This is a genomic window from Campylobacter sp. (assembly GCF_052169515.1).
In the GTDB taxonomy this organism is placed as follows: domain Bacteria; phylum Campylobacterota; class Campylobacteria; order Campylobacterales; family Campylobacteraceae; genus Campylobacter_A.
The window spans coordinates 1-23,092 of record NZ_JBQNCH010000002.1 but is presented as its reverse complement, the minus strand read 5'-3'; the positions used below and the strand labels follow the sequence as shown (position 1 = coordinate 23,092).

Sequence of the window (23,092 nt, the reverse complement as noted above, 5' to 3'; positions counted from 1 at the left end):
AATATGAAAACTAGAAAATTTCTCGTCTATTGCATAATCTACATTATAGTTATCGCAGCACTTACCTACTCTCTTAATAGTTCAGACTACACATTTGAATTTTTAGGTCAAGCTATAACCTTACCGGTAGCTATTTGGATATCTCTTCCAGTAGCTCTTTTAGCTATACTTGCACTACTTCATATCTCTTATCATGGATATACGTTTTATAGATATAAAAAATGGATCAAAAAAGATAGTCAGCTTTATAAAGATTTAGCAAAAGAAGTACTTCTTGGTTTTGAGAGCAACAAAGACTTCAAGACTGACACCTATAAGATCGCCTCACAGGTTACTCGTTCTATATCACCATGGGGCGAGCTAAAGGATATTGGTGTTGATGATGCTGAGATAAACAATATATTACAAACTATCAAAAGCATCAAGGGCAATGAAATCGTCGATTTAAAAAAATTTAGACTAGCAAAAGATAGCAAGCTAAATATCTTAAATGAACTAAACAAAATCGAACAGCTTCCTACCTATTATATTGATTTGCTCAAAAATACAGAACCAAACGAGAGTCTTAAAAAAGCAGCGTTTAACAAACTCATAAAAACAGCACAGTTTAATGAGATCAAAAAGTTAAATCCCGAGCTTTCTAGCGAAGATATAATGCTAATAATCACTCGTTTCGTAAACGACGAGATAGATCTAAGTAGTGATGAAATTTTTGATCTTTTAAACAATGCCAAAGTGACAAAAGCTCAGTATGATAAAGCTGCGATAATACTTAAAAATAAACTCAAACCAGATATGTTTATAGGAATTTTTGAAAAGTTAAAAAGTATTCATGCTGATGCTGATGAAGCTTACGTATATGCACTATTTGAGCTTCAAATGCTTGATAAAGTAAGAGAAGCTATCGAGGGTAGCGATCCTGATGAATTTAAAGAGATAAAAGTTTTACTATTCTTGCGAGATAATGGCAAAATGGTACCTAGTTCGCTATTTTTTAAATGATAGACTTTAGTAAAAAGCCACTTTTTTTAGCACCGCTTGCTGGCTTTTCTGACTTGCCATTAAGAAGCGTGGTTAAAAAATTTGGCTGCGATGTGACTGTTAGTGAGATGATTAGTGCAAATGCTCTAGTTTATGAAAGTAGCGATAAAACACTAGAAATGCTCAAAAAATCCCCAAATGAAGAGCCGTACATAGTTCAGATAGCTGGCAGCGATGTGGAAAATTTAAAAAAAGCTGTGCAGATAATCAATAAATTTGATGGAATTTACGGCATTGATTTAAACTGTGGTTGTCCCGTACCAAAGGTTGTGAGGCAAGGTGCAGGATCAGCCTTGCTTAATGACCTAGACAAGCTTCAAAATATAATCCAAGCTGTAAAAAGTGCTTCAAACAAACAAAGTTTAAGTGTAAAATTTAGGCTTGGGTTTAATGACAAAAACGAAGAGAAAATCGCAAAGGCTTGCGAAGAAGCTGGCGCAGACTATATCGCAGTACATGGTAGAACTAGAGCTGGTGGATACACTGCAAAGGTTGATTACGAGGCAATCGCTAGAGTAAAGACGAGCGTTAAGATACCAGTCATCGCAAATGGCGACATCAACGCACAAAACGCAGACGAAATTTTTAACACCACAAAATGTGACGCGCTCATGATAGGCAGAGCAAGCATTGGCAATCCTTGGATATTTCACGAGATAAAAACAAAAACCAGTGTCGACAAAACACTAAAACAAGAGATCATCCTAGCTCATTTTGACGCAATGATAGAGCATTACGGCGAACATGGACTTTGTATTTTTAGAAAACATTTGCACCAATACAGCAAAGGCATAGACGGTGCTGCCACTTTTAGAAATGAGGTAAATTTTATCAAAGACGTGAGTGTGATGCGAGAGTGCATAAGGGAGTTTTTTGCTTAGATGCAAGGCTATATCCTGCGTGTGCAAAAGGTTAGAGACGAAGACCTTTTAGTCTTTGTGTTAACTCCAAATTTACTCGTTAAATCATATAGATTTTTTGGAGCTAGACACTCAAACATCATGACAGGCTACAAGATCGACTTTGAGCTTGAGCAAGAGGCAAAATTTCTACCAAAGATTAGAAATATACTTCATCTTGGATTTAAGTGGCTACTTGAGCGTGACAAGCTTATCATCTGGCAGCAGTTTATGCGTCTAGTTTATGACCATCTTAAAGAGGTTGAGCAGCTTGATGAAATTTACTTTAATGAGCTTGACCGCTGCGCCAGACAAATGCAACTGCAAAATCCCAAACGCCTTATAATAGAAAGCTATGTTAAAATTTTAGAATTTGAGGGTAGGCTTCATAGCGAACTTGAATGCTTTATCTGTGACGAAGAGATAGAGAGTGAGCTTTGCCTAACTAGAGGCTTTTTGCCATCGCATAAGCACTGTCTTGATAGAAGTGACTTTAATACCGGCAAAATTAAAAATTTATTTGATACAAAAAGCACAATCGAACTAAATGACGATGAAATCAACCGTCTTTATAAAATTTTACTTGATGGGCTTTAGGTTTATTTGTAGCAAATTTTAAGATGTATATAAAAGATAAAAATTAAACTTACTAAAAAATAAGACTGGTAAATTTTTATTTTTTAGCTTGCTCTTTTATAGAGAGCAAGCAAATTTACAAGAGATGTTTTACGCTTCGCTACCTTCATTAAGGCCAAAAAATGTATCACTGTGGATATTTTCAAATGCTGCTTTGAGTGAGACAAAAAGCTTTGGATTTTCTTTTTCCAAATTTGCCAGAAGCTGTTTTGTTTCATATCTAGCATGTGGCATCTTTACATCAAACCTCATCGCTGGACACGCCTCATCGCCAATAACCCTAAGCTCATTTTTGATCGCATTTTCACGAAGTTGTCTTTCTCTAACAAATATAAATGGCCTAATCACAACGATACCATTTTTTGCAGTATATTTCGGAGCAAGCGTTCTTAGAGCACCATTGTAAGTAAAATTCATAAAAAAGCTCTCTGCAGCATCATCTAAATGATGAGCAATCGCAAGTTTATTAAAGCCGTGTTTTAGTGCATAAGTATAAAGATAGCCTCTTCTCATCCGCGAAAAGAAGCTACAAAAGCTAGAATTTTTACGGATTTTTTCTTTTGAAATTTCAAATATCGAGCTATCTATTACTTCATGCTCTATACCATGTTCATTGCAGTGTTTGGTAAGATATGCGTAGTCTTCGCCCATGCCATAGCTTAGTGTTACTGCTTTAAACTCAAATTTCTCTGGAGTGACATTTTGAATATGCTTTAGAGTATGAGCAAGAGCCAAGCTGTCTTTACCACCACTAAGGCCAAGCAATATCTTATCTCCACCCTCTATCATCTTATATCTAGCATTTGTCTGACCAACTTGTCTTAGAAGTCTCTTACTAAGATCTATCATAGATTTTCTACCATTTCAAGTATAAATTTTGCACTCACATTTGCCGAGTCTAGCAAGAATGTATCAAAGTCAAACTCTGCCGCATCACCAGCTCCATCGCTAATAGCTCTCAATATAAAAAATGGCACGCCAAGTGTCTCACAAACTAATGCAACACTCGCACCTTCCATCTCTGTAGAGCTTGCGTCAAATATCTTCTTAATCCAGTTTTTTTTCTCATTATCACAGATAAATTGATCACCAGTTGCAATAATACCACCGTTTAAGCTCATGCCTTTTTTGCTAGCAATTTTTTTTGCGAGCTCATTTAAACTCTCATCGCTTTTTACAAATACACTAGTTCCTGGCACATAGCCATATGGATGTCCAAAGGCAGTGATATCAAGGTCATGCTGAACAAGACTAGTAGCATAAAGCATATCGCCTATTTTTAACTTATCATCAAGCGAGCCAGCAACACCAGTAAAAAGTAGCCTTGAGGCTTTAAATTTCTCTATCATTAAAGTTGCAGTAATAGCAGCATTTACTTTACCTATCTTTGAATAAGCAATAACTAAATCCTTACCTTTATAATTTGCCTCATAGAATTTATTATTAGCATACTGAGTGGTTTTATATTCACCTACCATCTCAAGAATAGGCATTATCTCCTCTTGCATTGCTCCAAGTATCGCTATCATCTTTCCTCCAAAATTTTCACAACTTCTTCAAGGCTTGCCATATCAGTGACACTATAAGTTGGCTTATCGGTAATTTTTTTATTTATACCTTTTAGTGTTGCAGCACCAAGTTCGATAAAACAATCAACCTTGCTTTCGTAATTTTTGATGCTTTGTTTGTAGTAAACAGGCTTTATTAGCTGTTCTTTTAACAAAACCAATGCCTCACTTTTATCGGTATAAATTTTAGCATTTACGTTTGAGACGACTGGGGCAAAATCCGTAGACAAAATACCTTCAAGCTCTCCAGCCAATCTATTGCTAGCAGGCTCAAGTATTGGACAGTGACTGGCTACAGACATATTTAAAAGCATGGCTCTTTTTGCTCCAGCCTCCTTAAATTTACTCTCATAACTTGCGAGATCGGCCCTCACGCCAGCTACTACTATCTGGCCGTCGCAGTTGTAGTTTGCAGCGTAAATTTTTAAGCCCTCATTCTGTGCATTTTTGCAAATTTCCTCAACAACCTCGTCACTAAGACCAAGCACGACCATCATGCCAGCATCTTTACCCATGCAAGCTTCTTGCATAAATTTCCCACGTAAATTTACAAGCCTAATAGCATCCAAAAAGCTAAATGCACCACTAACTGCAAGAGCAGTAAATTCACCCAGTGAATGGCCTAAACTAAACTCTGGCTTGGCTTTAATGAAATCAGAAAATGCTAAATAACTCATCAGCGAATTTAAAACAATAGCTGGTTGAGTAAATTCTGTTTTATCCAGATTGTCGTTTTGTGTAAATAAAAGCTCTTTATAGTCAATGCCTGTGTTATTGCAAGCATCATTTAAAAGCAACGTGGCTGCAGAAAAATTTTCATAAAAATCTTTTCCCATACCAATATTTTGCGAGCCTTGACCCGCAAAAATAAAAGCAAATTTCTTCATCTTGATCTCTTAATGGTGGTGATGTCCATGGCCACCGCAGCACTCATGCTCATGATCGTGATCGTGATCGTGATCATGTCCACCACAACCACAACCACCTTCGCCATGTCCATGGCCACCGCAGCACTCATGCTCATGATCATGTCCACCACAACCACAAGTATGAGCACCAGCTACCATACCAGTAGTTTTTTCATCCTCGGTTGCTTCTCTAACTTCTAAAATTTCAACATTAAACAACAAGTCTTTGCCAGCATATGGGTGGTTAAAATCAACTGTTACTTCATTATCAGCTATTGATTTAACTATTACACGAACACTTGAACCATCTTCATTTTGACCAAAAAGTTCCATACCTTCGTGTAAGTCTATACCAGCAAATTGTTCCTTTGGAAGTGACTGAATAGCTTCGCTATTGTATTCACCACAACCATCAGCAGCCTTAATATTTATAGTAGCTCTTTCGCCTGATTTTAATTTACTTACTTCTTCCTCAAGCTTTTCAATAATATGGCCACGTCCTGTTATAAAAGAAATTTGACCACCTTCTTGCATATTTGACTCAAGAATTTCACCAGTATTGGCATCCTTTAACTTATAAAACATGGTTATAACTTGATCTTTACTCACAATAATCTCCTTGGAATTTAGTTTTGATTAATGCGAGATTATATCTAAAAAAGATTAAAATTAATTTCTATTAGGAGAAGCTTTGGCTTCTTTACTATCAGGATAGCCGACTTTTAAAGCTTTATAAAATCTATTTGCACTTTCCGTGTCACCTATTTTATCAAAGCTTATAGCTGTATGATACAAAAGTTTTGGCGTGTAGTCAGCCTTGTCTTCACTTTGTATGCTTTTTTTGTAGTATTGTATAGCGGTACTGTATGATTTTTGACTATATGCGACTTCACCCAAGTAGTAGTTTGAAGCACCGGTTTTATAGCCTTTTTTGTTTAAGTATTCAAAATATTCAGCAGCCTCTGCACTTTTGCCAGAATTTAAAAGTTTAATCCCATCAGACAAGATATCTTTGTCGCTTTTACCGCTAAAATTTGAAGTTGGTTTATTTTGTTGTTTTGGATTTGAGTTTTGTTTTGGTTGAGCAGCATTTTTATCCATTATTGCACCTAGTTTATTCAAGGTAGCAGTAATGTTTTTATAGTTTCTATCCTGGATCTCTCTAGTCTCATCAACGTAAGCCTTTAATGAAGTTAAACTAACACCAGAATCACTTATGCCGCCATTTACTCTAGTTTCTAACTCATTCACTCTTTGCTCAAGCTTATTCATCCTAGCACTCATACTCTCGATCAAGCTTTGTAATCCTTGAAGTTGCTCCGAAATATTATTCATATTTTCTTCAATATTTTGAACACTTCTCTTATTGTTTAGGGTAGCTTTTTCATTATCGGTTAGTCCATATGGATTTGCATTATCCATATTGCCTGCATCGAATACTGAAATTTCTTGAGCTGAAGTAGTTATAGAAATAGCGACCCCAAGAAGAGCCGCTATAATTATTTTTTTATTCATTATTACTTATAAATTATGGAAGTACTTTAAAATCTGCACGTCTATTTTGAGCGTCGCAAGCTTTTGTTTTGTCTGTGCAAACTGGGTTGCTTTCGCCAAAGCTAACTACAGCGATTCTATCAGCACTAACGCCATTTCTTACAAGAGCGTCTTTAGCACTTTTAGCACGTTTTAAACCAAGAGCATAGTTGTACTCATCAGTACCCCACTCATCGCAGTTGCCTTCTACTTTTATAGAAAGAGCTTGTGCGTCAGCTTGATTAAATACTGATGCGTTTGCACTAACAACACCTTGCTGATCACCTTTGATATTAAATTTATCAAAGTCAAAATATACACTTTTAACTTGGCTCTCAATGTTAGCGATAAGAGCTGCTAATCTATCAGCATCACTCATGCTATTTGAATCCATAGACTGATTTGAATTTGCATTCATATCAACTTCAGGGTTTTTTGAGCTACAACCACTCAACAATAGAGTTGCAACTGCAACACTTGCTAGAACTACTTTTTTCATTCCTTATCCTTTTTGAAAAATTTGGTCGAATTATATCATATTTTTTTAAATATTACCAATCAATTGATTGAATTTTACCTACTTTTAGTGGGAATTGGAAACTTCTATTTTCATTTAATCTAACAACACCAAGCGAGCTTTGACCGCCAAGTTCTTTTATAAACACAACGCTTTGACCATCGCTTGAAAATCTTGGATAGTTATTTTTACCGTTCGCTGTAAGCTGACGTATAAAATCTGTTTGAGTTGAAATCAAATATATATTAAAACTACCACTTGCTTCCCTACTTGAATAAACAACATAATTTTCAAATGTACTTACAGAATTATTATTTTTACCGTGAAAAACCATCTGTTCAACACTTCCACCAGAAACTGCAGAAGTCGCAAATACATTCGGATACCCGAGTCTATCTGAGACGAAAACTATCCTGCTGTCATTATCCACAAAATTTCCATTTACATCAATACCTGGGTAGTTTGTAATCTGAGTTAAATTTTTATTTGCTGTATTATAAATAAAAATATCTGGCTGATCTTTTGGAGCCATTGTTAGTAAAATTTTACTTCCATCTTTGCTAACATCTGAAGCTATAAGCATACCAACACTGTCAATTATCTTTGTTTTTGTGCCGGAATTTAGGTCGTATCTAAATAAAGTCGGCTTGTTGTTCACATAAGATGTGTAGTAAAATTTACTCTGATCAGCTCCGGCCCATTTTGGGAATATGTTTAGACCGCCACTTACTATCGTTTTTTGATATGTAAGAGTATAGTCAGCCACAATAATAGAGCTTTGGCGAGCCGAAGTATACTTAGCTAGGATTATAAATTTCTCCATCCAACCAACTGGTGGCAAATTTAGCTCATTTGTTAGCTCAACTATGCTTTTGTGTGCCAAAAATGGATATTTTGCACCGTCTGGCATGGTGTAGACTTTCTCATATCTAGTAGTAGCTGTTTTGGCATTTATTAACTTTACTCTTAAAGTTAGAGGTGAGTTCATAGAGCCCTCAAGCGCATATCTCAAAATAAGCTCAACGCCTTTATCGCTCATTGTATTTGTAGCTGCTGTCCCCTCATAGGTCGAAGGTACGTGGTCTTCGATAACCTCAAAGTCAGAACTAACTTTTAGGTCACCCAACATGATTTTAAAGAATTTCTCTTTAAAATTTATATCACTAACAGCTGTAGTTGCATCTTGCAAAGCAATCTTTGGCAAAGCAACACCTTGATTTACAACAGATATGGTTGCATCAGCAGCATAAAGCCCTAAAGCAACGCATAAAAAAAGAAAAATTTTCTTCATCTTTACTCCGTAAATTTATAATTTTTAGTTTATTTTATCTTCTAAATTTAAATTAAAAGTAGTGCTCTTGTCCGAATTGAAAGGAAATTTCTCCGTCGTAAGCTTTTCCAGACACTCTTTTACTTTTGCGTTAAATTCTTCATTGTATGATAGCTCTAAAATTTCATAGCTAAAATTTCCAGCTTGATCTATCATTACCTTAACCTTAGCAAGGTTTGTAGAGTCGGCCTTATAGCTTTGCCATCTTCTTTGGATTTGCTTTGTTATCGCACCCATCAATGGGTCATAAGTACCTGTCATTTGCGATTTTGGGGCAGTTGGATTTTGGTCAATCTTTAGGCTTTTTATGATATCACTAGCCTCTTTTGCAGTTTTTGAGCTAGAATCCTCGCTTTTTTTGCGGCTTTGTACCTTGTTTTCTACCTTTTTTATACCCTCATCTTTTTTAAGCTTATTAGGATCTATATCACTAAAAAGATCTTTTATAGTAGGCTCTTTTGGCTTTGGTTTTTCTACCGGTTTTGGTTCAGGCTTAGGCTCTTCACTTGGCTTTGGAATTTCAGGCTTTGGTTCTGGTTTTGGCTCTTCTTTTGGTGGAGTTGGCAAGCTTGGGGTTGGCAGTGGTTCGTCTGGTACAACTGGTTTATTTGTGGTCTCTTGCTTATCTTCCTCAGACTCTTTTTTAGGCTCTGGTTTTGTTTCTTTTACAACTTCTTCTTTTTGTTTTGGAGCTTTTATGGTTTGATCAACTTCTCGATCAACCATAACAATATCCATAATAGCATCTTTGTCATCAGTGTATTTTTTAGCTGGTTCTGTAAAAAAAGTAAGCTTTATAAACAAAACAAGAATAATAGCAATATAAATGCTTAACGCTACAAAAAATGAACTTAGCGTTGGAAATTTAACTTTGTTTGACATCTTAGCCGTTTGTCTCTAAAGCCACTTTGTTAAAACCAGCACCTTTTAAAGTTTTTAATACAAACATAACATCATCGTATTTTAAATTTTTATCAGCCTTTATATAAATAGGCGCGGTTTTGTCATATTTTGCACCCATAAGTGCAATGTTATCAGGTAGTTCAGCAAGACTCATCAAACTTTGATCTATCTTGACTTGTCTTTGTGCGTTAATGGACACTATAAGATCCTTCTGCTTAGACATAGAAGTCTTTGCCTTTGAACCGTCAGGGAGTGTAATATCCTCCTGATATGTTATGGTAGGCATAGTAACCATCAAGATAGCTAGTAAAACTAGCATAATATCGACAAGAGGCGTTATATTTAGCTCTGGTGCTTCATCAGTAAATTTAAAAGCCATCTACAACGTCTCATCGTCTTTTTTGAGTGCCATCATAACATCGGCTTGACGCTCGATAACGCTCATTAATTCATAAGCTTTTCTTTTTATAAGCAAGTTAAATGTATATGCTGGAATAGCAACAAAAATTCCACATCCAGTAGCAACTAGTGCTTCTGAAATAGCTGGAGCAATAACACCAAGAGATGAGCTTGACCCATTTCCTAGCTGTGAAAATGTCTCTAAGATAGAAACAACTGTTCCAAATAGACCGATAAATGGAGAAGTAGAGGCTATTATGCTAAGCCAAGTAAGTCCACTGGTTGCATTTCTCTCAGCTATACTTATACAAACATTTAATTTTTCTTTTGAAATTCTACCATTTGCACATTTCTTCAAAGATGAGTCGTTTGGGATATTTTTAGCACCCATGAGAAGTGCTTCAAGAGCACTTTGCTCACGCTTTTGCCAAGCACCAATGCCAGCCATCCTTGAAAATAAAATCGTAAAACTAATTATAAAGTATATTGATAGCCACGTCAAAACAATGATTGTAATAAAACTACTTCTTTGAACATAATTTAAAAATAGATCTATACCACCCACTTTATCTTGCTCTCACTACATTTTCCATTTTTGATATAGTCGCCGCAAAAGCATTTGTATCACTGCTCATGCTCTCTATCAATTTTCTAGCAGCTTCCAATGAATTTGCAAGCTCGCTTTCACTATCACCAGAGACATAGACCGCACCGTCAGCTAGTATAACTACCTTACCTTCATCGATCTTTGCATAACCCCAGTTAATTGCAACTACATCATGCTTTTTATTTTTATCTTCAATATCTATAATACCTGCTTTTAAAAGAGATATTAATGAAGCGTGGTTTGGTAAAACACCAAACTCACCCTCACTACCTGGAAGCACTACACTGCTCACGTCATCATTAAATATCTGACCCTGAGGAGTTACGATCTCTAAATGCAATTTATCCATTATGCTTCCTTTTTAAATTTAAGCCTTAAGTTTCTCAGCTTTAGCTAAAGCCTCATCTATATTTCCGACCATATAAAATGCTGCTTCAGGCAAATGATCATATTTACCTTCTAAAATTCCCTTAAAGCCAGCGATGTTTTCGTCAAGACTTACATATTTACCAGGGCTACCTGTAAATACTTCAGCAACGAAGAATGGCTGAGATAAAAATCTCTCGATCTTTCTTGCTCTATCAACCGTTAGCTTATCTTCTTCGCTAAGCTCATCCATACCAAGGATAGCGATGATATCTTGAAGGTCTTTATATTTTTGAAGCACAGCTTGAACGCCGCGAGCCACTTTATAGTGATCTGCTCCTAAAATTTGAGGATCGAGCATTCTTGAAGTAGAATCAAGCGGGTCAACAGCTGGATAAATACCTTTTTCTGCAATAGATCTATTAAGAACTGTTGTAGCATCAAGGTGAGCAAAAACAGTAGCAGGTGCTGGGTCTGTAAGGTCGTCAGCTGGAACATAAACAGCCTGAACAGATGTGATAGAACCTTTTTTGGTTGATGTGATTCTCTCTTGGAATTTACCCATCTCACTTGCAAGAGTTGGCTGGTAACCAACAGCTGATGGAATACGTCCTAATAGAGCTGACATCTCTGCACCTGATTGAGAGAAACGGAAGATGTTATCGATAAACATCAAAACGTCAAGTCCCATCTCGTCACGGAAGTATTCAGCCATTGTAAGACCAGTTAGCGCGATACGGTTTCTTGCTCCCGGTGGCTCGTTCATTTGGCCGTAGCACAAGGCAACTTTATCCAAAACGTTACTTTCTTTCATTTCGTGATAAAGGTCATTTCCTTCACGAGTTCTCTCACCAACACCTGCAAATACAGAATAACCGCTGTGTTTAAACGCAACGTTGTGGATAAGCTCCATAATAATAACCGTTTTACCAACACCAGCACCGCCAAATAGACCTACCTTGCCACCTTTTGCATAAGGAGCTAAAAGGTCAACTACCTTGATACCAGTTTCAAAAATTTCACTTTTTGTGCTTTGCTCTTCAAATGGAGGAGGATCGCGGTGAATAGACCAGTGCTTATCAAAATTTATGCCCTCGCCCTCATCAATTAGATCGCCAACTACGTTAAAAATTCTACCCAAAACTTTTTCGCCAACCGGAACACTTATAGGTGTACCAAGTGCTTTAGCCTCAAGGCCACGAGTCAAGCCCTCACTCATATCCATAGCAATAGTTCTAACCCTATTATCGCCTAGGTGAGCAGCAACTTCTAATATTAGTTTATGTTTCTTGCCCTCAACCTCAAATAAAACTTCGATAGCTTCATTGATCTTTGGCAAGTAGTCATTAAAGTCAACATCGACCACAGGGCCCATAACTTGACTAATAACACCCTTCATTCATACTCCTTTTATTTCATTGATTCAACACCACTGATGATCTCGATAAGCTCAGTGGTAATAGACTCTTGTCTTGCTTTATTGTAAGCAAGATTTAACTGTTTTACGCGCTCTTTAGCATTGTTTGTTGCATTATCCATAGCTTGCATTCTGGCACTATGCTCAGCAGCCAAAGAATCAACCAAAGAATAATACATGCTATATTCAAAATACTTGTTAAGCAACTCGTCCATAATCTTAGTATAGTTGTCTTCTGGTTCAAATTCCATCAAAGAATTTGTCTCAACCGCAACTATCTTAGACGGCTCAATAGGCACAATATCATTTACTCTGATCTCTTGAGAAATCATATTTTTATAGCCATTGTGTATTAGTACGACCTTATCGGTTGTACCGTTTATAAAATCATCAATGGCATCTTTTATGATCTTTTGAGCTTTTTCATATGTAGGTGACGAGCTAGCTCCGACATAAGTCTCAAGTAGTTCAACGCCTTGGAAATTGAAAAATTCTATGCCTTTTTTACCAACAGCTCTTAGTCTAACTTTAATCTTTTTGGCTTTTAGCTCGTCGATCATACGCCTAACCGTCTTTATAGTCTGAACATTAAAGCCGCCGCAAAGTCCTTTATCAGCCGTCACAAATATAATATCAACCTTTTCTACACTCTTTGTTGTGTTAAAAAATTTACTCTCAGTCATGACTGAAGCGTATTGATTGATCTTATAAGCTATCTCTGATAAAACCTCATTGATTTTAAGTGCGTAAACTCTAGAATAGCGTGCAGCCTCTTCGGCTTTTCGAAGCTTTGCTGTTGAGACAAGCTTCATCGCACGTGTCGTCTTTTGAGTGTTCTGGACGCTCTTAATCTTTCGTTTTATATCTTTTAAATTTGACATATCTTAGCCCTAGTTAGCGGCAAAAGTCGCTTTAAAATCTTTCAACGCTTTATGTAAATTTTCTTCTACTTCTTTATCAAGAACCTTTTTAGTTCTTATTTGCTCAAAAATTTCAGGATACTTTGCCTCAATATATGGATATAACTCAGCTTCAAATTTTGTTACACTTGTAGTTGCAACATCATCTAAATAGCCCTTAGCACCAGCAAATATGATAACCACTTGATTTTCAACTGGAAGTGGAGAATATGGAGGTTGTTTTAGCACTTCAACCATCTTTTGACCACGCTCTAGTTGTTTTCTTGAGCTTTCGTCAAGGTCGCTTGCAAACTGAGCAAACGCTTGTAGTTCGCGGTACTGAGCAAGGTCTAGTCTTAGCGTTCCAGAAACTTGCTTGATAGCTTTGATCTGAGCTGCACCGCCAACACGAGATACAGAAAGACCAACGTTAATCGCTGGGCGGATACCTGAGTTAAATAGGTCACTCTCAAGGAAAATTTGACCATCTGTAATAGAAATAACGTTTGTTGGAATATAAGCTGAAACGTCGCCCGCTTGTGTCTCGATAATAGGTAGAGCCGTTAAAGATCCTGCACCTAGTGCGTCATTTAGCTTACTTGCTCTTTCTAGAAGTCTTGAGTGAAGATAGAAAACGTCGCCTGGATAAGCTTCACGGCCTGGTGGTCTTCTTAGGATCAAAGACATCTCACGGTAGGCAACCGCGTGTTTTGACAAGTCATCATAGATGATTAACGCATGGCGAGAATTATCTCTAAAATATTCACCCATTGTTACGCCAGCATATGGAGCAAGGTATTGAAGCGCAGCTGCATCGCCAGCACCAGCATTTACAACTATCGTATAGTCCATAGCGCCATACTCTTCAAGCTTTTTAACGACTTGAGCAACGGTTGATTGTTTTTGACCGATAGCTACGTAGATACAAATAACATCTTGACCTTTTTGGTTGATGATAGTATCAATCGCAACCGTTGTTTTTCCTGTTTGGCGGTCGCCAATGATTAGCTCTCTTTGGCCTCTGCCGATTGGCACAAGTGCGTCGATCGCTTTGATACCTGTTTGAAGTGGCTCATGAACGCTTTTTCTAGCCATGATACCTTTTGCTTTTTCTTCGACGAAGCGAGATTCAGTAGCTTCGATTGGTCCTTTTGCATCGATTGGCTCACCGAGTGAATTTACAACACGGCCGATCAATGCGTCGCCAACTGGAACGCGTAGAAGTTTTTTAAGTCTTTTTACAGAGCTTCCTTCTGTGATACCGCTAGTTTTTCCAAGGATAACTATACCAACACTGCTCTCTTCAAGGTTAAGAGCCATACCTTTTTCGCCGCTTTCAAATTCAACCATCTCGCCAGCCATAACGTTTTTCAAACCATAAACGTTAGCAACGCCATCAGCGACTGAGATGACTTTACCGGTCTCTTCTACATCAACACTTAAATCAAAATTTTCAATACGCTCTTTGATTATCGTGCTAATTTCGTCAGCTTTAATTTTTGCACTCACGCTTTCACTCCTTTTTAAATTGCTTTTAATATATATTCACTCATTTGACTTTTTAGTCTATCGATAGAGAAATTCACCTCGACGCCTAAATTATCCAACTCAACTTTTACGCCATTGTAATCACTTTTTGAACCATCAAGCTTGATCTTAGAGTTAAATTTCTTAGAAAAATTCTCTTCTAGAGCTTTTAACTGATCAGCGCTTAGATCAAAATTTCCAATGACCTCGCCGCGATATGTATTTTCAAGTAGAGACTGCTCTATCTTCATCTCGTTTAAAATTGCTGGGATAAGTTCTAGTCTTTTGTTTGCACCAAGAAGCTTTATAAAATTTGCAAATTTGGCATCTGAATTTTTCACTAGAGAGAGTATAAATTCAACTTTTTTTGCTGCTTTTAAAGTTGGCAAGCTTATGATGCTTTTAAACTTATCATTTCCAAAAGCGGCAGCTAGCTCAACTAAATTTTCTATAAATGCACTTAGCTCACCTGGTTTTGCATCGCTCAGGATCGCTTTTACATATTTTTTGGCTACTACTTCATTCATTAGCTAACCTTTTTAAGTATGATATTTACAAGCTCTTTTTGATCGACTTTTAGGCTATCGCTTGAGAAAATGTCGCTCAAAATTTCATTTACAACGCCTTTTGTCATCTTGCGTTCTTCAAATTCTTTTTGCTCTTTGTAACCCTTTTCGATATTTGCGATATCATTTTGGGTCTCTTTTTTAACTTTAGCAACTAAATTTACAGCCTCTTTTTTCGCAGTTTCAATTAGTGCATTTGCATTTTGTTTAGCTTCTTCGACACGTTTTAGAGCATCATCTTTTTTAGCCTTAGAGTCACGAAGTTTTTCTTGGATACTCTCAAGCTTATTTGCGATCCCATCAATCCTACTTTGATAAAGATCCCTAAGTGGCTTAGCAGCAAAATAGACCAAAATACCAAAGAAAAGTAAGAAGTTTAGCGTTCTCTCAACTATATCATAGTTTGTTCCACCATGCTCGCTCGCATATGCTAAAAATGGAAGAGCTATAAAAAATAAAATTTTTATCTTCATAAATTTCCTTTATATTTTAGAGAGTTTAGCATTTAAAGCAGCTCTAAGTTCTGGTAGTTTAGCCGATAGGTCTGCTTTTAGGCTATCTTTTTGAGAGCTTAAGGCGTTTAGAAATTCATTATAGTCAGCCTCTAGGCTACTTTTTACAGCATTAACCTCTTTTAAAGACTCTTCTCTCGCCGAATTTAGGGCCTCTTGTCTTATTTTATTAGCCTCTACTCTTGCATTTTGTATGATCTCTTCGATCTCTTTCTCATGAACGCTTAGATCACTTGCATTTTTACTTGTGCTCTCTTCATCATGTTTTATAGAAGCATTTCTGTCGTCTATAAATTTGAGCATAGGCTTGTAAAGCAAGGGATTTAAAATGGCGATCAAGAGAAAGAAAACGACAGCCGTTAAAAGCATCAATGGCACATCTATTTCTAACATCCACTCTCCTTATTTTGTTATTAAGTTTTATTTAATATTCAAATTAAAGTCTGATTTTACAATAAATTACTAAAAATAAAAATAAATTTGTAATTCTATTTTAGCTTAGCTATAAATTGCTCTATCTCCGAAATCTCATTAAATTCTAATATTAAATTTTTAGATTTTACTTTTGTCTTTATATTTAAATTTTTAAAAATTTCTTGTAAATTTGATAATTTTTTACTCATTTCCTCTGAAATTTGAGACTTTGGTTCTTTTACTTCTTCTTTATTTTTTATCTTTTTTACTAAAACTTCTGTCTCTCTGACGCTTAGTTTTTGACCGATGATCGTATCAACAACCATCCTTTCTTCTTCGCTGTTAAGACCTACGATGACTTTAGCATGGCCTTGCGTGAGCTTGTCTTCTTGTAGAAGTTTTTGCGTATAGTCGCCAAGAAGCAAAAGCCTCATCGTATTTGTTATCTGAGTTCTGCTTTTATGAATGATATTTGCTAGACCATCCTGCGTGATCTTATACTCGTTTATGAGCTCTTTGTATGACTTTGCAAGTTCGATTGGGTTTAAATTTTCACGTTGGATATTTTCGATAAGTGCAAGCTCTCTTAAATTTTGAGACTTAATATCAGCGATGATCGCCTTTATCTTGCTTGCTCCAAGCATCTTTGTAGCACGGTATCTTCGCTCACCGGCTATTAGCATATAGCCATCATCTTTTTTGATGACGATTATTGGTTGTATTAGTCCGTGCCTTTTGATGCTGGCACTTAGCTCTTTTAAAGCTTCTTCGTCAAAATGCGTTCTTGGCTGGTATGGGTTTGGTAAAATTTCATCTATATTTATCTCTTCGACTATCTCAGAGTCGTTTAAATTTGCGATCTCTTTGCTGTAGGCTTGCTCTACATCTTCAAGTATTGCGCTAAGTCCGCGCCCTAATCCACCTTTTTTAGCCATTTTTTTCCTTATTTTTTAGTTTAAAATACAATATGCCAAATTTTGATACGCGATCGAGCCTGGTGATTTTATATCATAAAGTATCACTGGCTTACCAAAACTTGGACTTTCAGCAAGTTTAACATTTCTTGGAACGACCACAAATTCATCCTTACTGTCTTTGCTTTTGAAGAGCTTGTTTTCAAAATGCTGTTTTAAATTTGCAATGGTCTCTTTGGATAGATTATTTTGCGAGCTAAACATAGTCGGCAAAAAGCCCTTTATATTTAGCTTTGGATTTATTGTTTTCTTAATAATCTTAACCGTATTTAAAATTTGAGCCAGACCTTCAAGTGCATAAAATTCGCACTGAATCGGAATAATAACGCTATCGCTTGCACTAAGAGCATTTATCGTGATACTGCCTAGTGCCGGAGGGCTATCAATGATGATAAAATCATAGTCGTTTATTACTTCAGAAATTTTATTTTTAAGTATTAGTTTATAGTCCTTGCTTTGGTCGTTAAATTCTTGCTCAATGCCGACAAGTCCTATGTTTGACGGAGCTAGAAAAAGCGTTGGTATCTCAGTTTTTAATACAATTTGCGAGAGCTTTTTTCTATCTGTTAATACGTGATAGATATTAAACTCATAGTCGCTCCTGCTAAATCCAAGCCCAGTCGTCGCGTTTGCTTGTGGATCGATGTCTATTAATAATACTTTTTTTTCAGCTACCGCCAGTGACGCGGCTAAATTTACGGCCGTTGTGGTCTTGCCAACGCCGCCTTTTTGATTGGCTATTGTTATTACCTCGCTCATCTTAAAGAATATACCTTTTCCCCGTTTAATAATATCGCTCCATCTTCACAAATTTCAGCATTTTGAAGCGAAACAGCCTTATTTGCAATATGCGCAATAAAACTTTTTGACTTGCAAAAGTCTATCCTAAATTTGCTAAAAATTGGCTTCCATAAAATCTTTTTATCAAGCATACTAACAAAGCCCCAAACTAGCTCGTATACGCTAGTTTTGATGTCTAAAATGCCCGCATTTTCGGGTGCGCTAGCTAAATTTATCCCCATGCCGCAGATGTAAATTTCATCCACTTTATTTGTCAAAGTACCGCCTATTTTGCAATCATCTACGTAAAAATCATTTGGCCATTTTAGCCAGCATTTTGAACCAAGTTCGCTCAAGACTTCACGCATCAGCATAGAAAAATATATTGAGATCGATGGCGGAGGTATGTCGCTTGGCAGCTCATCTTCGCTTATGCAAAATGACATAAATAAATTTCCGCCAAGCCCCTCCCAGCTGTTGCCGCGGCTGCCGACCCCTTTTGTTTGGTTGTACGCCACGACCATATACGGAGCTTTTATCTCGCCGTTTTTTAGGGCGTCTATCAAAAATTTCTGCGTCGAAGGCAGACTTTGGAAAAACTCAACCTTCAAATCACACCTTAAATTTATAGAAGTGATTTACCGGATTTTGTCCGCCGCCGATAATGACTGCGTTTTTGATAGCGTTAAAGATATAGTCATGTGCGTTTTTCACGCTATCTTTTAGACTAAGACCATTTGCTAAATTTGATGCGATCGCACTTGATAGCGAACAGCCTGAGCCGTGAGTTGCGGTCGTTTTTATGCGCTCATCGCTAAAAATTTCATACTCGCTGCCGTCATAAAATATATCAAGCGACTTGCCATCAAGCTCGCCACATTTTAGATAGACGCTCTTTGTGCCAAATTTCAAAAGCTCCTTGCAAGCCTCTTTTAACTCACTCTCGCCCTTTAGCTCACGTTTTAAAATTTCGCGCGCTTCAAAGATATTTGGCGTGATCACGCTTGAAAGTGGGAAAAGCTCCTCCACGATTGCGTCTTTTGCAGCGCCCTCTAGCCAGATATCGCCATTTTTACAGCTCATCACTGGATCAAGCACGACTGGTGGTAAATTTTTGATCTCTCTTAGCGTTTTTGCGACGCATTTTATGATCTCAACGCTTGGGACAACGCCTATCTTTATCACATCAACTCTTATATCATCAAATATCGCTCTTATCTGATCCTCGATGAGCTTGGTCTCAACTAGCTGCATGCCAAAGATGCCCTTTGTATTTTGAGCAGTGACTGCCGTGATCGCTCCCATCGCATATACGCCGTGTGCTATAAAGACCTTTATATCAGCTAAAACTCCAGCACCACCGCTTGGATCAACACCTGCTATACTTAGTGCATTTTTCATATTTTCTCCTATTAAATTTGATTATTACTCTATCTTGTCGCCAACGCTAAGACGCTTGCCATTTATATATGCTTTTGCGTTTGTTGGCTTTTTGCTTGGCTCTTGAAGCTCATAAATTTTGACCGCCGCACCATTGCAAGCAACCACAACGTGATCTTTTTCTACGCTTAAAATTTCTCCACTTTTGCCACTTTTTTCACTTAGCTCGAGTGATAAAATTTTTAGGCCACTTGCTAAATAAAGTCCAGGCCAAGGTGTGAGCGCACGAAATTTATTATAAATTTGCCCTGCTTCTTCATCAAAGCTAAAAAGTCCGTCGCTCTTGCTTATCTTTTTGGAGTGCGTGGCCTGTGCGTCGTCTTGCTTTTTTGGTTTTAAATTTTCAAAATTTCTTAGCACTTTTACTATTAGCTTACCGCCAAGCTCGCCTAGCTCACTAAAAAGCTCGCTTGACATCTTACTCTCGCAAGGTGTGCAGATGAAGTCCAGCATATCGCCAGTATCAAGGCCAGCATCCATTAGCATTGCAGTCACGCCAGTTTGCTTCTCGCCTGATAGAATTGCACTTTGTATAGGACTCGCACCTCTATATTTTGGTAAGATAGAAGCGTGTAAATTTATACAGGTGGCGACGTCTAAAACGCTTTGAGGCAAAATTTTGCCATAAGCCGCTACTACAATAAATTTAGGCTCAAATGCCTTTAGCTCGCTAACTATCGCCTCATCTTTTAGCGTATTTGGTGTAAAGACTGGTACGCCTACTAGCTCGTTTTGCGCGTAAATCTTGACCTCGCTTGGGGTTAAAATTTGCTTTCTGCCAACTGGCTTATCGGGCTGGGTAAAGACAGCTTTTATATTAAAGCCGGCTTCTTTTAGGTGCCTAAGTATCCTAACCGCATAATCAGGCGTTCCCATAAAAACTACATTCATCACTTTCCTTTAAAATTAACGCACTATTTAGCAATGCTCTTATTTTGATCTTCGTTTTTGCTATCCCACGGCCAAGAAGTGCAAGGATCTTCTTTCCAATCAATCTTTTGAAACAGTAAACTTCCTAGCTCATCAAGGCTAATTTTGCCGTTATGATTGATATCTAACCTCTTAAATTCCTGCCCAGTGCATAGATCTGGCGCTATTTTTAGAGCTTGGGGCGCTTTGCATGTTACCCACTCATCTAAATTTAGCGTTCCGTCGCGATTATTATCATTAAAATCCAAAAGCATATATGCTGGATCGGCTGGATCGCAGCTATATGCGCTAAGGCAAAATAGCATAATGCAAAACATTTTCTTCATTTTATATTCTTAAATTTCTAAGTTCAAAGCACTAAAAAGTCGCAACTCAAAGCTCTTTTTTTAGTAGCTCAAGCAGTGCAAATTTAAGTTCGTCGATGTTCTCGTTTGTCGCTGACGAGATCGGCAAAATAAAGTATGGTTTTTTGGCATCAAAGCTGTATAGGTCTTGCTTATAGATAAATTTACCATCTTGTTTTGGTTCTAAATTTATACTTTTCATAAATTCTTTTACTTTTTCATCTAAATTTTCCGCCGCATCGACTCTAGTAATCGCGATAGCATAGTCTCTGTTAGCAAGTACCTTTGAAAATTTAGCGACCTCCTCTTTTAGTACGCTAAACTGCTCGCTCATACTTCTGTAATTCGCACTATCTATCATGAAAAGCAAAATTTTATTTCTCTCGATGTGCTTTAAAAACTGCACGCCAAGGCCACGTCCGTCGCTCGCTCCCTCAATGATACCAGGGATATCAGCCATGACAAAGCCACTAAACTCATCAACCTCAACAAGTCCAAGCTTTGGCGTAAGCGTGGTAAATTCGTAGTTTGCGATCTGTGGTTTGGCGTTTGAGACGGCTGAAATAAGTGTTGACTTGCCGACATTTGGAAAGCCAACAAGGCCTACGTCAGCTATAAGTTTTAGCTCAAGTCTGACCTCCACGCTCTCTTCTGGCATGCCTTTCTGAGCGTACTCTGGGGCTTGGTTGATAGAGTTTTTAAAGTGAAAATTTCCAAGTCCGCCCTTACCACCTTTTAGAAATAGCGTCCTTTGTCCCTCGTTTACCATGTCGCAAAGTAGCTCATTTGTCTGCGCGTCATAGACCGCCGTTCCTGGTGGCACGATGAGCTCTAAACTCTCACCCTTTTTACCAGTCATGCGTCTGCCCATGCCAGCCTCGCCGTCGCTAGCTCTCATAGCCCTTTTACCCTTGTAGTTTGCCAGCGTGTGGGTGTTGTTGTCGCAGACAAAATATACATCCCCGCCGTCGCCGCCGTCGCCGCCATCTGGTCCGCCTAAAATGACATGCTTTTCACGGCGAAAGCTTACTGCACCAGCTCCGCCATGACCTGAGCTTAGGGTTAATTTCACACTATCTATAAACATTTTTTGCCTTAAATTTTTTATTTGGATTATATCTAACTTTACTGAAATTTAAATCGTGGTATTTTAATTAAAACAAGCATAAGTGGCGTATTATAAAGCTTGAGTAAAAAGTTATTGATTGGTATAAATTTTTATCTTAAAAGGCTATTTGAAATATTCTAAATATTAATTAATTTTTTGATTTTTAAATGATTTTAAAAGAAAAAGGGGCTTTCGCCCCAAGGATTACGCAGCTGGATAAACCGAAACTTTTTTTCTATTTTTATCTAGTCTTTCGAATTTAACGAAACCGTCGATTAGCGCAAAAATCGTGTGATCTTTGCCTAGACCGACGTTGCTGCCCGCGTGAGTGGCGGTACCGCGCTGGCGGATGATGATGTTGCCCGCGCGAACGAATTCGCCGCCGAATTTTTTAACGCCTAAGCGTCGTCCGATACTATCTCGGTTATTCTGGGTTGAGCCTTGACCTTTTTTGTGTGCCATATCTTATCTCCTTAAGCTGCGATACTTACGACTTTTACGCGTGTAAACTGTCTTCTAAAACCGCGTTTTAGTTTTGAGTCTTTGCGTCTGCGTTTTTTGTAAATAACGACTTTTTTATCCTTGCCCTCGTTTACGACTTCAAGAACGACTTTCGCACCCTTTACGAACGGCGCGCCTACCTTTACTTCACCGTCGTTTACGCACAAAACGTCCGTAATCTCGACTGATGATTTTGCTTCAGCACTGAAATGGTCAAGCTTAAGATATTCGCCTTCGCTGACGCGATACTGCTTGCCGCCGTGCTTAAATATAGCGTATTTTGACATACTCTACCTTTCTAAAATTTGGTAAGACCAAAAAGCGCTTTTGGATTTCAAAAGACTTGGGGAGCTTTGTTGGTTGTAAGAGACGGATAATACCCAAAAATTTATAAATTTAAGTTGAATGAGGCGGAAATTTATCCGCCTTTTTGTTTAGTTTAGTAGTCGAGTTCCGGTTTTGGGGTCTTTTCGGTAGATGCAGGGAATGACGGATATTCAACTTTAGGCATTTTGCCTGTTAATGAATTTAAAAACATCACTATATCAGCAGCTTCTTTATCATTTATCTCGATACCTAGCTGTACGCTACCCATCATCTTGACGGCATCTTTTAGAGACCAAACCGCGCCGTTGTGAAAATACGGAGCCGTTAGCTCGATATTGCGTAGCGTAGGAGCTTTAACTAGGCCGTTTGCATCGCCTTTAAAGTCGCCCAAATTTGCAAATTCGTATTTGCCCGCAACCTCAAACGGCTGTAAGGTACCGCCCAAATTTATACCGTTGTGGCATGTGGCGCAGCCTTTGTCGATGAAGGTTTTTAGGCCTTTTTTCTCAGCGCCGTTTAGCGCAGCTTCGTCGCCTTCTAAAAATTTATCAAATCTAGACGGAGTTACGAGCGTTCTTTCAAAGATACCTATCGCAGTCGTTACTAGCTCAAAGCTCACATCGCTATTAAACGCAGCCTTAAACTC

Annotated in this window: 30 protein-coding genes; 3 read left to right on the top strand and 27 right to left on the bottom strand. The window is 37.7% G+C overall.

Going from position 1 to position 23,092, the window contains the following annotated elements:
• Window positions 1-3: 3 nt before the first annotated feature.
• The 3 genes from ACTTKV_RS00735 to recO are packed head-to-tail and all read left to right on the top strand — an operon-like array spanning window position 4 to window position 2,537.
• The gene (locus ACTTKV_RS00735; RefSeq protein WP_442548773.1) at window positions 4-1,002 is read left to right on the top strand and encodes a LapA family protein; all 999 of its coding nucleotides are present in this window, start codon (window positions 4-6) and stop codon (window positions 1,000-1,002) included.
• Window positions 999-1,922 carry a tRNA dihydrouridine synthase gene (locus ACTTKV_RS00730; RefSeq protein WP_442548772.1) on the top strand — a complete coding sequence of 308 codons (924 nt, stop codon included), beginning with the start codon at window positions 999-1,001 and terminating at the stop codon, window positions 1,920-1,922. The genes ACTTKV_RS00735 and ACTTKV_RS00730 overlap by 4 nt, the downstream gene beginning before the upstream one ends.
• Window positions 1,923-2,537, top strand: coding sequence for a recombination protein RecO (gene recO / locus ACTTKV_RS00725; protein WP_442548771.1), 615 nt, complete (start codon window positions 1,923-1,925; stop codon window positions 2,535-2,537).
• A gap of 129 nt (window positions 2,538-2,666) precedes the next feature.
• Here recO and ACTTKV_RS00720 read toward each other — a convergent pair whose 3' ends face one another.
• The 27 genes from ACTTKV_RS00720 to ACTTKV_RS00590 form a co-directional block, all read right to left on the bottom strand.
• Entirely contained in the window at window positions 2,667-3,425 is a 759-nt protein-coding gene (locus ACTTKV_RS00720; RefSeq protein WP_442548770.1) for a tRNA 2-thiocytidine biosynthesis TtcA family protein, read from the bottom strand.
• Window positions 3,422-4,105: a 5'-methylthioadenosine/adenosylhomocysteine nucleosidase gene (locus ACTTKV_RS00715; protein ID WP_442548769.1), complete on the bottom strand. Its 684-nt coding sequence runs from the start codon at window positions 4,103-4,105 to the stop codon at window positions 3,422-3,424. The genes ACTTKV_RS00720 and ACTTKV_RS00715 overlap by 4 nt, the downstream gene beginning before the upstream one ends.
• Complete coding sequence (gene fabD, locus ACTTKV_RS00710) at window positions 4,102-5,031, bottom strand: ACP S-malonyltransferase (protein WP_442548768.1); 930 nt, start codon at window positions 5,029-5,031, stop codon at window positions 4,102-4,104. Before fabD ends, ACTTKV_RS00715 begins: the two co-directional genes overlap by 4 nt.
• 9 nt (window positions 5,032-5,040) lie before the next feature.
• On the bottom strand, window positions 5,041-5,667 hold the full coding sequence (locus ACTTKV_RS00705; RefSeq protein ID WP_442548849.1) for an FKBP-type peptidyl-prolyl cis-trans isomerase: 627 nt from the start codon (window positions 5,665-5,667) through the stop codon (window positions 5,041-5,043).
• Between the two features lie 54 nt (window positions 5,668-5,721).
• Window positions 5,722-6,567, bottom strand: coding sequence for a tetratricopeptide repeat protein (locus ACTTKV_RS00700; RefSeq protein ID WP_442548767.1), 846 nt, complete (start codon window positions 6,565-6,567; stop codon window positions 5,722-5,724).
• Between the two features lie 13 nt (window positions 6,568-6,580).
• Entirely contained in the window at window positions 6,581-7,084 is a 504-nt protein-coding gene (locus ACTTKV_RS00695) for an OmpA family protein (protein ID WP_442548766.1), read from the bottom strand.
• A gap of 52 nt (window positions 7,085-7,136) precedes the next feature.
• Window positions 7,137-8,393, bottom strand: coding sequence for a Tol-Pal system protein TolB (tolB, locus tag ACTTKV_RS00690; protein WP_442548765.1), 1,257 nt, complete (start codon window positions 8,391-8,393; stop codon window positions 7,137-7,139).
• A gap of 24 nt (window positions 8,394-8,417) precedes the next feature.
• Window positions 8,418-9,314, bottom strand: coding sequence for a TonB C-terminal domain-containing protein (locus tag ACTTKV_RS00685; protein WP_442548764.1), 897 nt, complete (start codon window positions 9,312-9,314; stop codon window positions 8,418-8,420).
• Between the two features lies 1 nt (window position 9,315).
• On the bottom strand, window positions 9,316-9,714 hold the full coding sequence (locus ACTTKV_RS00680; protein ID WP_442548763.1) for a biopolymer transporter ExbD: 399 nt from the start codon (window positions 9,712-9,714) through the stop codon (window positions 9,316-9,318).
• A complete protein-coding gene (locus ACTTKV_RS00675) occupies window positions 9,715-10,299 on the bottom strand; it encodes a MotA/TolQ/ExbB proton channel family protein (protein ID WP_442548762.1) in 585 nt (194 codons plus the stop codon).
• A 1-nt stretch (window position 10,300) separates the two neighbouring features.
• The gene (atpC, locus tag ACTTKV_RS00670) at window positions 10,301-10,690 is read right to left on the bottom strand and encodes an ATP synthase F1 subunit epsilon (RefSeq protein WP_442548761.1); all 390 of its coding nucleotides are present in this window, start codon (window positions 10,688-10,690) and stop codon (window positions 10,301-10,303) included.
• A gap of 18 nt (window positions 10,691-10,708) precedes the next feature.
• Window positions 10,709-12,106, bottom strand: a complete 1,398-nt coding sequence (atpD, locus tag ACTTKV_RS00665) for a F0F1 ATP synthase subunit beta (protein WP_298038991.1) — start codon at window positions 12,104-12,106, stop codon at window positions 10,709-10,711.
• Window positions 12,107-12,117: 11 nt separating this feature from the next.
• Window positions 12,118-13,005, bottom strand: a complete 888-nt coding sequence (gene atpG / locus ACTTKV_RS00660) for an ATP synthase F1 subunit gamma (protein ID WP_442548760.1) — start codon at window positions 13,003-13,005, stop codon at window positions 12,118-12,120.
• A 9-nt stretch (window positions 13,006-13,014) separates the two neighbouring features.
• Window positions 13,015-14,532, bottom strand: a complete 1,518-nt coding sequence (gene atpA, locus ACTTKV_RS00655) for a F0F1 ATP synthase subunit alpha (RefSeq protein WP_442548759.1) — start codon at window positions 14,530-14,532, stop codon at window positions 13,015-13,017.
• 14 nt (window positions 14,533-14,546) lie between these two features.
• On the bottom strand, window positions 14,547-15,077 hold the full coding sequence (locus ACTTKV_RS00650) for a F0F1 ATP synthase subunit delta (protein ID WP_442548758.1): 531 nt from the start codon (window positions 15,075-15,077) through the stop codon (window positions 14,547-14,549).
• Window positions 15,077-15,589: a F0F1 ATP synthase subunit B gene (locus ACTTKV_RS00645; RefSeq protein WP_442548757.1), complete on the bottom strand. Its 513-nt coding sequence runs from the start codon at window positions 15,587-15,589 to the stop codon at window positions 15,077-15,079. The genes ACTTKV_RS00650 and ACTTKV_RS00645 overlap by 1 nt, the downstream gene beginning before the upstream one ends.
• A gap of 9 nt (window positions 15,590-15,598) precedes the next feature.
• A complete protein-coding gene (locus tag ACTTKV_RS00640) occupies window positions 15,599-16,021 on the bottom strand; it encodes a FoF1 ATP synthase subunit B' (protein WP_442548756.1) in 423 nt (140 codons plus the stop codon).
• Between the two features lie 95 nt (window positions 16,022-16,116).
• Window positions 16,117-16,977, bottom strand: a complete 861-nt coding sequence (locus ACTTKV_RS00635; RefSeq protein ID WP_442548755.1) for a ParB/RepB/Spo0J family partition protein — start codon at window positions 16,975-16,977, stop codon at window positions 16,117-16,119.
• A 15-nt stretch (window positions 16,978-16,992) separates the two neighbouring features.
• On the bottom strand, window positions 16,993-17,775 hold the full coding sequence (locus tag ACTTKV_RS00630; RefSeq protein WP_148821205.1) for a ParA family protein: 783 nt from the start codon (window positions 17,773-17,775) through the stop codon (window positions 16,993-16,995).
• Entirely contained in the window at window positions 17,772-18,407 is a 636-nt protein-coding gene (locus ACTTKV_RS00625; protein ID WP_442548754.1) for a biotin--[acetyl-CoA-carboxylase] ligase, read from the bottom strand. Before ACTTKV_RS00625 ends, ACTTKV_RS00630 begins: the two co-directional genes overlap by 4 nt.
• Before the next feature lies 1 nt (window position 18,408).
• Complete coding sequence (gene thiD, locus ACTTKV_RS00620) at window positions 18,409-19,197, bottom strand: bifunctional hydroxymethylpyrimidine kinase/phosphomethylpyrimidine kinase (RefSeq protein WP_442548753.1); 789 nt, start codon at window positions 19,195-19,197, stop codon at window positions 18,409-18,411.
• A 24-nt stretch (window positions 19,198-19,221) separates the two neighbouring features.
• Window positions 19,222-20,127, bottom strand: a complete 906-nt coding sequence (gene fmt, locus ACTTKV_RS00615) for a methionyl-tRNA formyltransferase (protein WP_442548752.1) — start codon at window positions 20,125-20,127, stop codon at window positions 19,222-19,224.
• A 23-nt stretch (window positions 20,128-20,150) separates the two neighbouring features.
• Entirely contained in the window at window positions 20,151-20,492 is a 342-nt protein-coding gene (locus ACTTKV_RS00610) for a hypothetical protein (RefSeq protein WP_442548751.1), read from the bottom strand.
• Between the two features lie 46 nt (window positions 20,493-20,538).
• Window positions 20,539-21,597 (bottom strand): GTPase ObgE, encoded by a 1,059-nt coding sequence (obgE, locus tag ACTTKV_RS00605; RefSeq protein ID WP_442548750.1) that lies wholly within the window; start codon window positions 21,595-21,597, stop codon window positions 20,539-20,541.
• A 225-nt stretch (window positions 21,598-21,822) separates the two neighbouring features.
• Window positions 21,823-22,080: a 50S ribosomal protein L27 gene (gene rpmA / locus ACTTKV_RS00600; protein WP_002943616.1), complete on the bottom strand. Its 258-nt coding sequence runs from the start codon at window positions 22,078-22,080 to the stop codon at window positions 21,823-21,825.
• Window positions 22,081-22,091: 11 nt separating this feature from the next.
• Window positions 22,092-22,406, bottom strand: coding sequence for a 50S ribosomal protein L21 (rplU, locus tag ACTTKV_RS00595; RefSeq protein ID WP_002947447.1), 315 nt, complete (start codon window positions 22,404-22,406; stop codon window positions 22,092-22,094).
• Window positions 22,407-22,558: 152 nt separating this feature from the next.
• Window positions 22,559-23,092, bottom strand: a 534-nt coding sequence (locus ACTTKV_RS00590) for a cytochrome-c peroxidase (RefSeq protein ID WP_442548749.1), incomplete at its 5' end; no start/stop codon positions are given.

What these genes read in the sequence shown, in the direction of transcription:
- ACTTKV_RS00735 (WP_442548773.1), top strand. Translation starts at nt 4, where the DNA reads ATGAAAACTAGAAAATTTCTCGTCTATTGCATAATCTACATTATAGTT.
- ACTTKV_RS00730 (WP_442548772.1), top strand. Translation starts at nt 999, where the DNA reads ATGATAGACTTTAGTAAAAAGCCACTTTTTTTAGCACCGCTTGCTGGC.
- recO (WP_442548771.1), top strand. Translation starts at nt 1,923, where the DNA reads ATGCAAGGCTATATCCTGCGTGTGCAAAAGGTTAGAGACGAAGACCTT.
- ACTTKV_RS00720 (WP_442548770.1), bottom strand. Translation starts at nt 3,425, where the DNA reads ATGATAGATCTTAGTAAGAGACTTCTAAGACAAGTTGGTCAGACAAAT.
- ACTTKV_RS00715 (WP_442548769.1), bottom strand. Translation starts at nt 4,105, where the DNA reads ATGATAGCGATACTTGGAGCAATGCAAGAGGAGATAATGCCTATTCTT.
- fabD (WP_442548768.1), bottom strand. Translation starts at nt 5,031, where the DNA reads ATGAAGAAATTTGCTTTTATTTTTGCGGGTCAAGGCTCGCAAAATATT.
- ACTTKV_RS00700 (WP_442548767.1), bottom strand. Translation starts at nt 6,567, where the DNA reads ATGAATAAAAAAATAATTATAGCGGCTCTTCTTGGGGTCGCTATTTCT.
- ACTTKV_RS00695 (WP_442548766.1), bottom strand. Translation starts at nt 7,084, where the DNA reads ATGAAAAAAGTAGTTCTAGCAAGTGTTGCAGTTGCAACTCTATTGTTG.
- tolB (WP_442548765.1), bottom strand. Translation starts at nt 8,393, where the DNA reads ATGAAGAAAATTTTTCTTTTTTTATGCGTTGCTTTAGGGCTTTATGCT.
- ACTTKV_RS00685 (WP_442548764.1), bottom strand. Translation starts at nt 9,314, where the DNA reads ATGTCAAACAAAGTTAAATTTCCAACGCTAAGTTCATTTTTTGTAGCG.
- ACTTKV_RS00680 (WP_442548763.1), bottom strand. Translation starts at nt 9,714, where the DNA reads ATGGCTTTTAAATTTACTGATGAAGCACCAGAGCTAAATATAACGCCT.
- atpC (WP_442548761.1), bottom strand. Translation starts at nt 10,690, where the DNA reads ATGGATAAATTGCATTTAGAGATCGTAACTCCTCAGGGTCAGATATTT.
- atpD (WP_298038991.1), bottom strand. Translation starts at nt 12,106, where the DNA reads ATGAAGGGTGTTATTAGTCAAGTTATGGGCCCTGTGGTCGATGTTGAC.
- atpG (WP_442548760.1), bottom strand. Translation starts at nt 13,005, where the DNA reads ATGTCAAATTTAAAAGATATAAAACGAAAGATTAAGAGCGTCCAGAAC.
- ACTTKV_RS00650 (WP_442548758.1), bottom strand. Translation starts at nt 15,077, where the DNA reads ATGAATGAAGTAGTAGCCAAAAAATATGTAAAAGCGATCCTGAGCGAT.
- ACTTKV_RS00645 (WP_442548757.1), bottom strand. Translation starts at nt 15,589, where the DNA reads ATGAAGATAAAAATTTTATTTTTTATAGCTCTTCCATTTTTAGCATAT.
- ACTTKV_RS00640 (WP_442548756.1), bottom strand. Translation starts at nt 16,021, where the DNA reads ATGTTAGAAATAGATGTGCCATTGATGCTTTTAACGGCTGTCGTTTTC.
- ACTTKV_RS00635 (WP_442548755.1), bottom strand. Translation starts at nt 16,977, where the DNA reads ATGGCTAAAAAAGGTGGATTAGGGCGCGGACTTAGCGCAATACTTGAA.
- ACTTKV_RS00630 (WP_148821205.1), bottom strand. Translation starts at nt 17,775, where the DNA reads ATGAGCGAGGTAATAACAATAGCCAATCAAAAAGGCGGCGTTGGCAAG.
- thiD (WP_442548753.1), bottom strand. Translation starts at nt 19,197, where the DNA reads ATGAAAAATGCACTAAGTATAGCAGGTGTTGATCCAAGCGGTGGTGCT.
- fmt (WP_442548752.1), bottom strand. Translation starts at nt 20,127, where the DNA reads ATGAATGTAGTTTTTATGGGAACGCCTGATTATGCGGTTAGGATACTT.
- ACTTKV_RS00610 (WP_442548751.1), bottom strand. Translation starts at nt 20,492, where the DNA reads ATGAAGAAAATGTTTTGCATTATGCTATTTTGCCTTAGCGCATATAGC.
- obgE (WP_442548750.1), bottom strand. Translation starts at nt 21,597, where the DNA reads ATGTTTATAGATAGTGTGAAATTAACCCTAAGCTCAGGTCATGGCGGA.
- rpmA (WP_002943616.1), bottom strand. Translation starts at nt 22,080, where the DNA reads ATGGCACACAAAAAAGGTCAAGGCTCAACCCAGAATAACCGAGATAGT.
- rplU (WP_002947447.1), bottom strand. Translation starts at nt 22,406, where the DNA reads ATGTCAAAATACGCTATATTTAAGCACGGCGGCAAGCAGTATCGCGTC.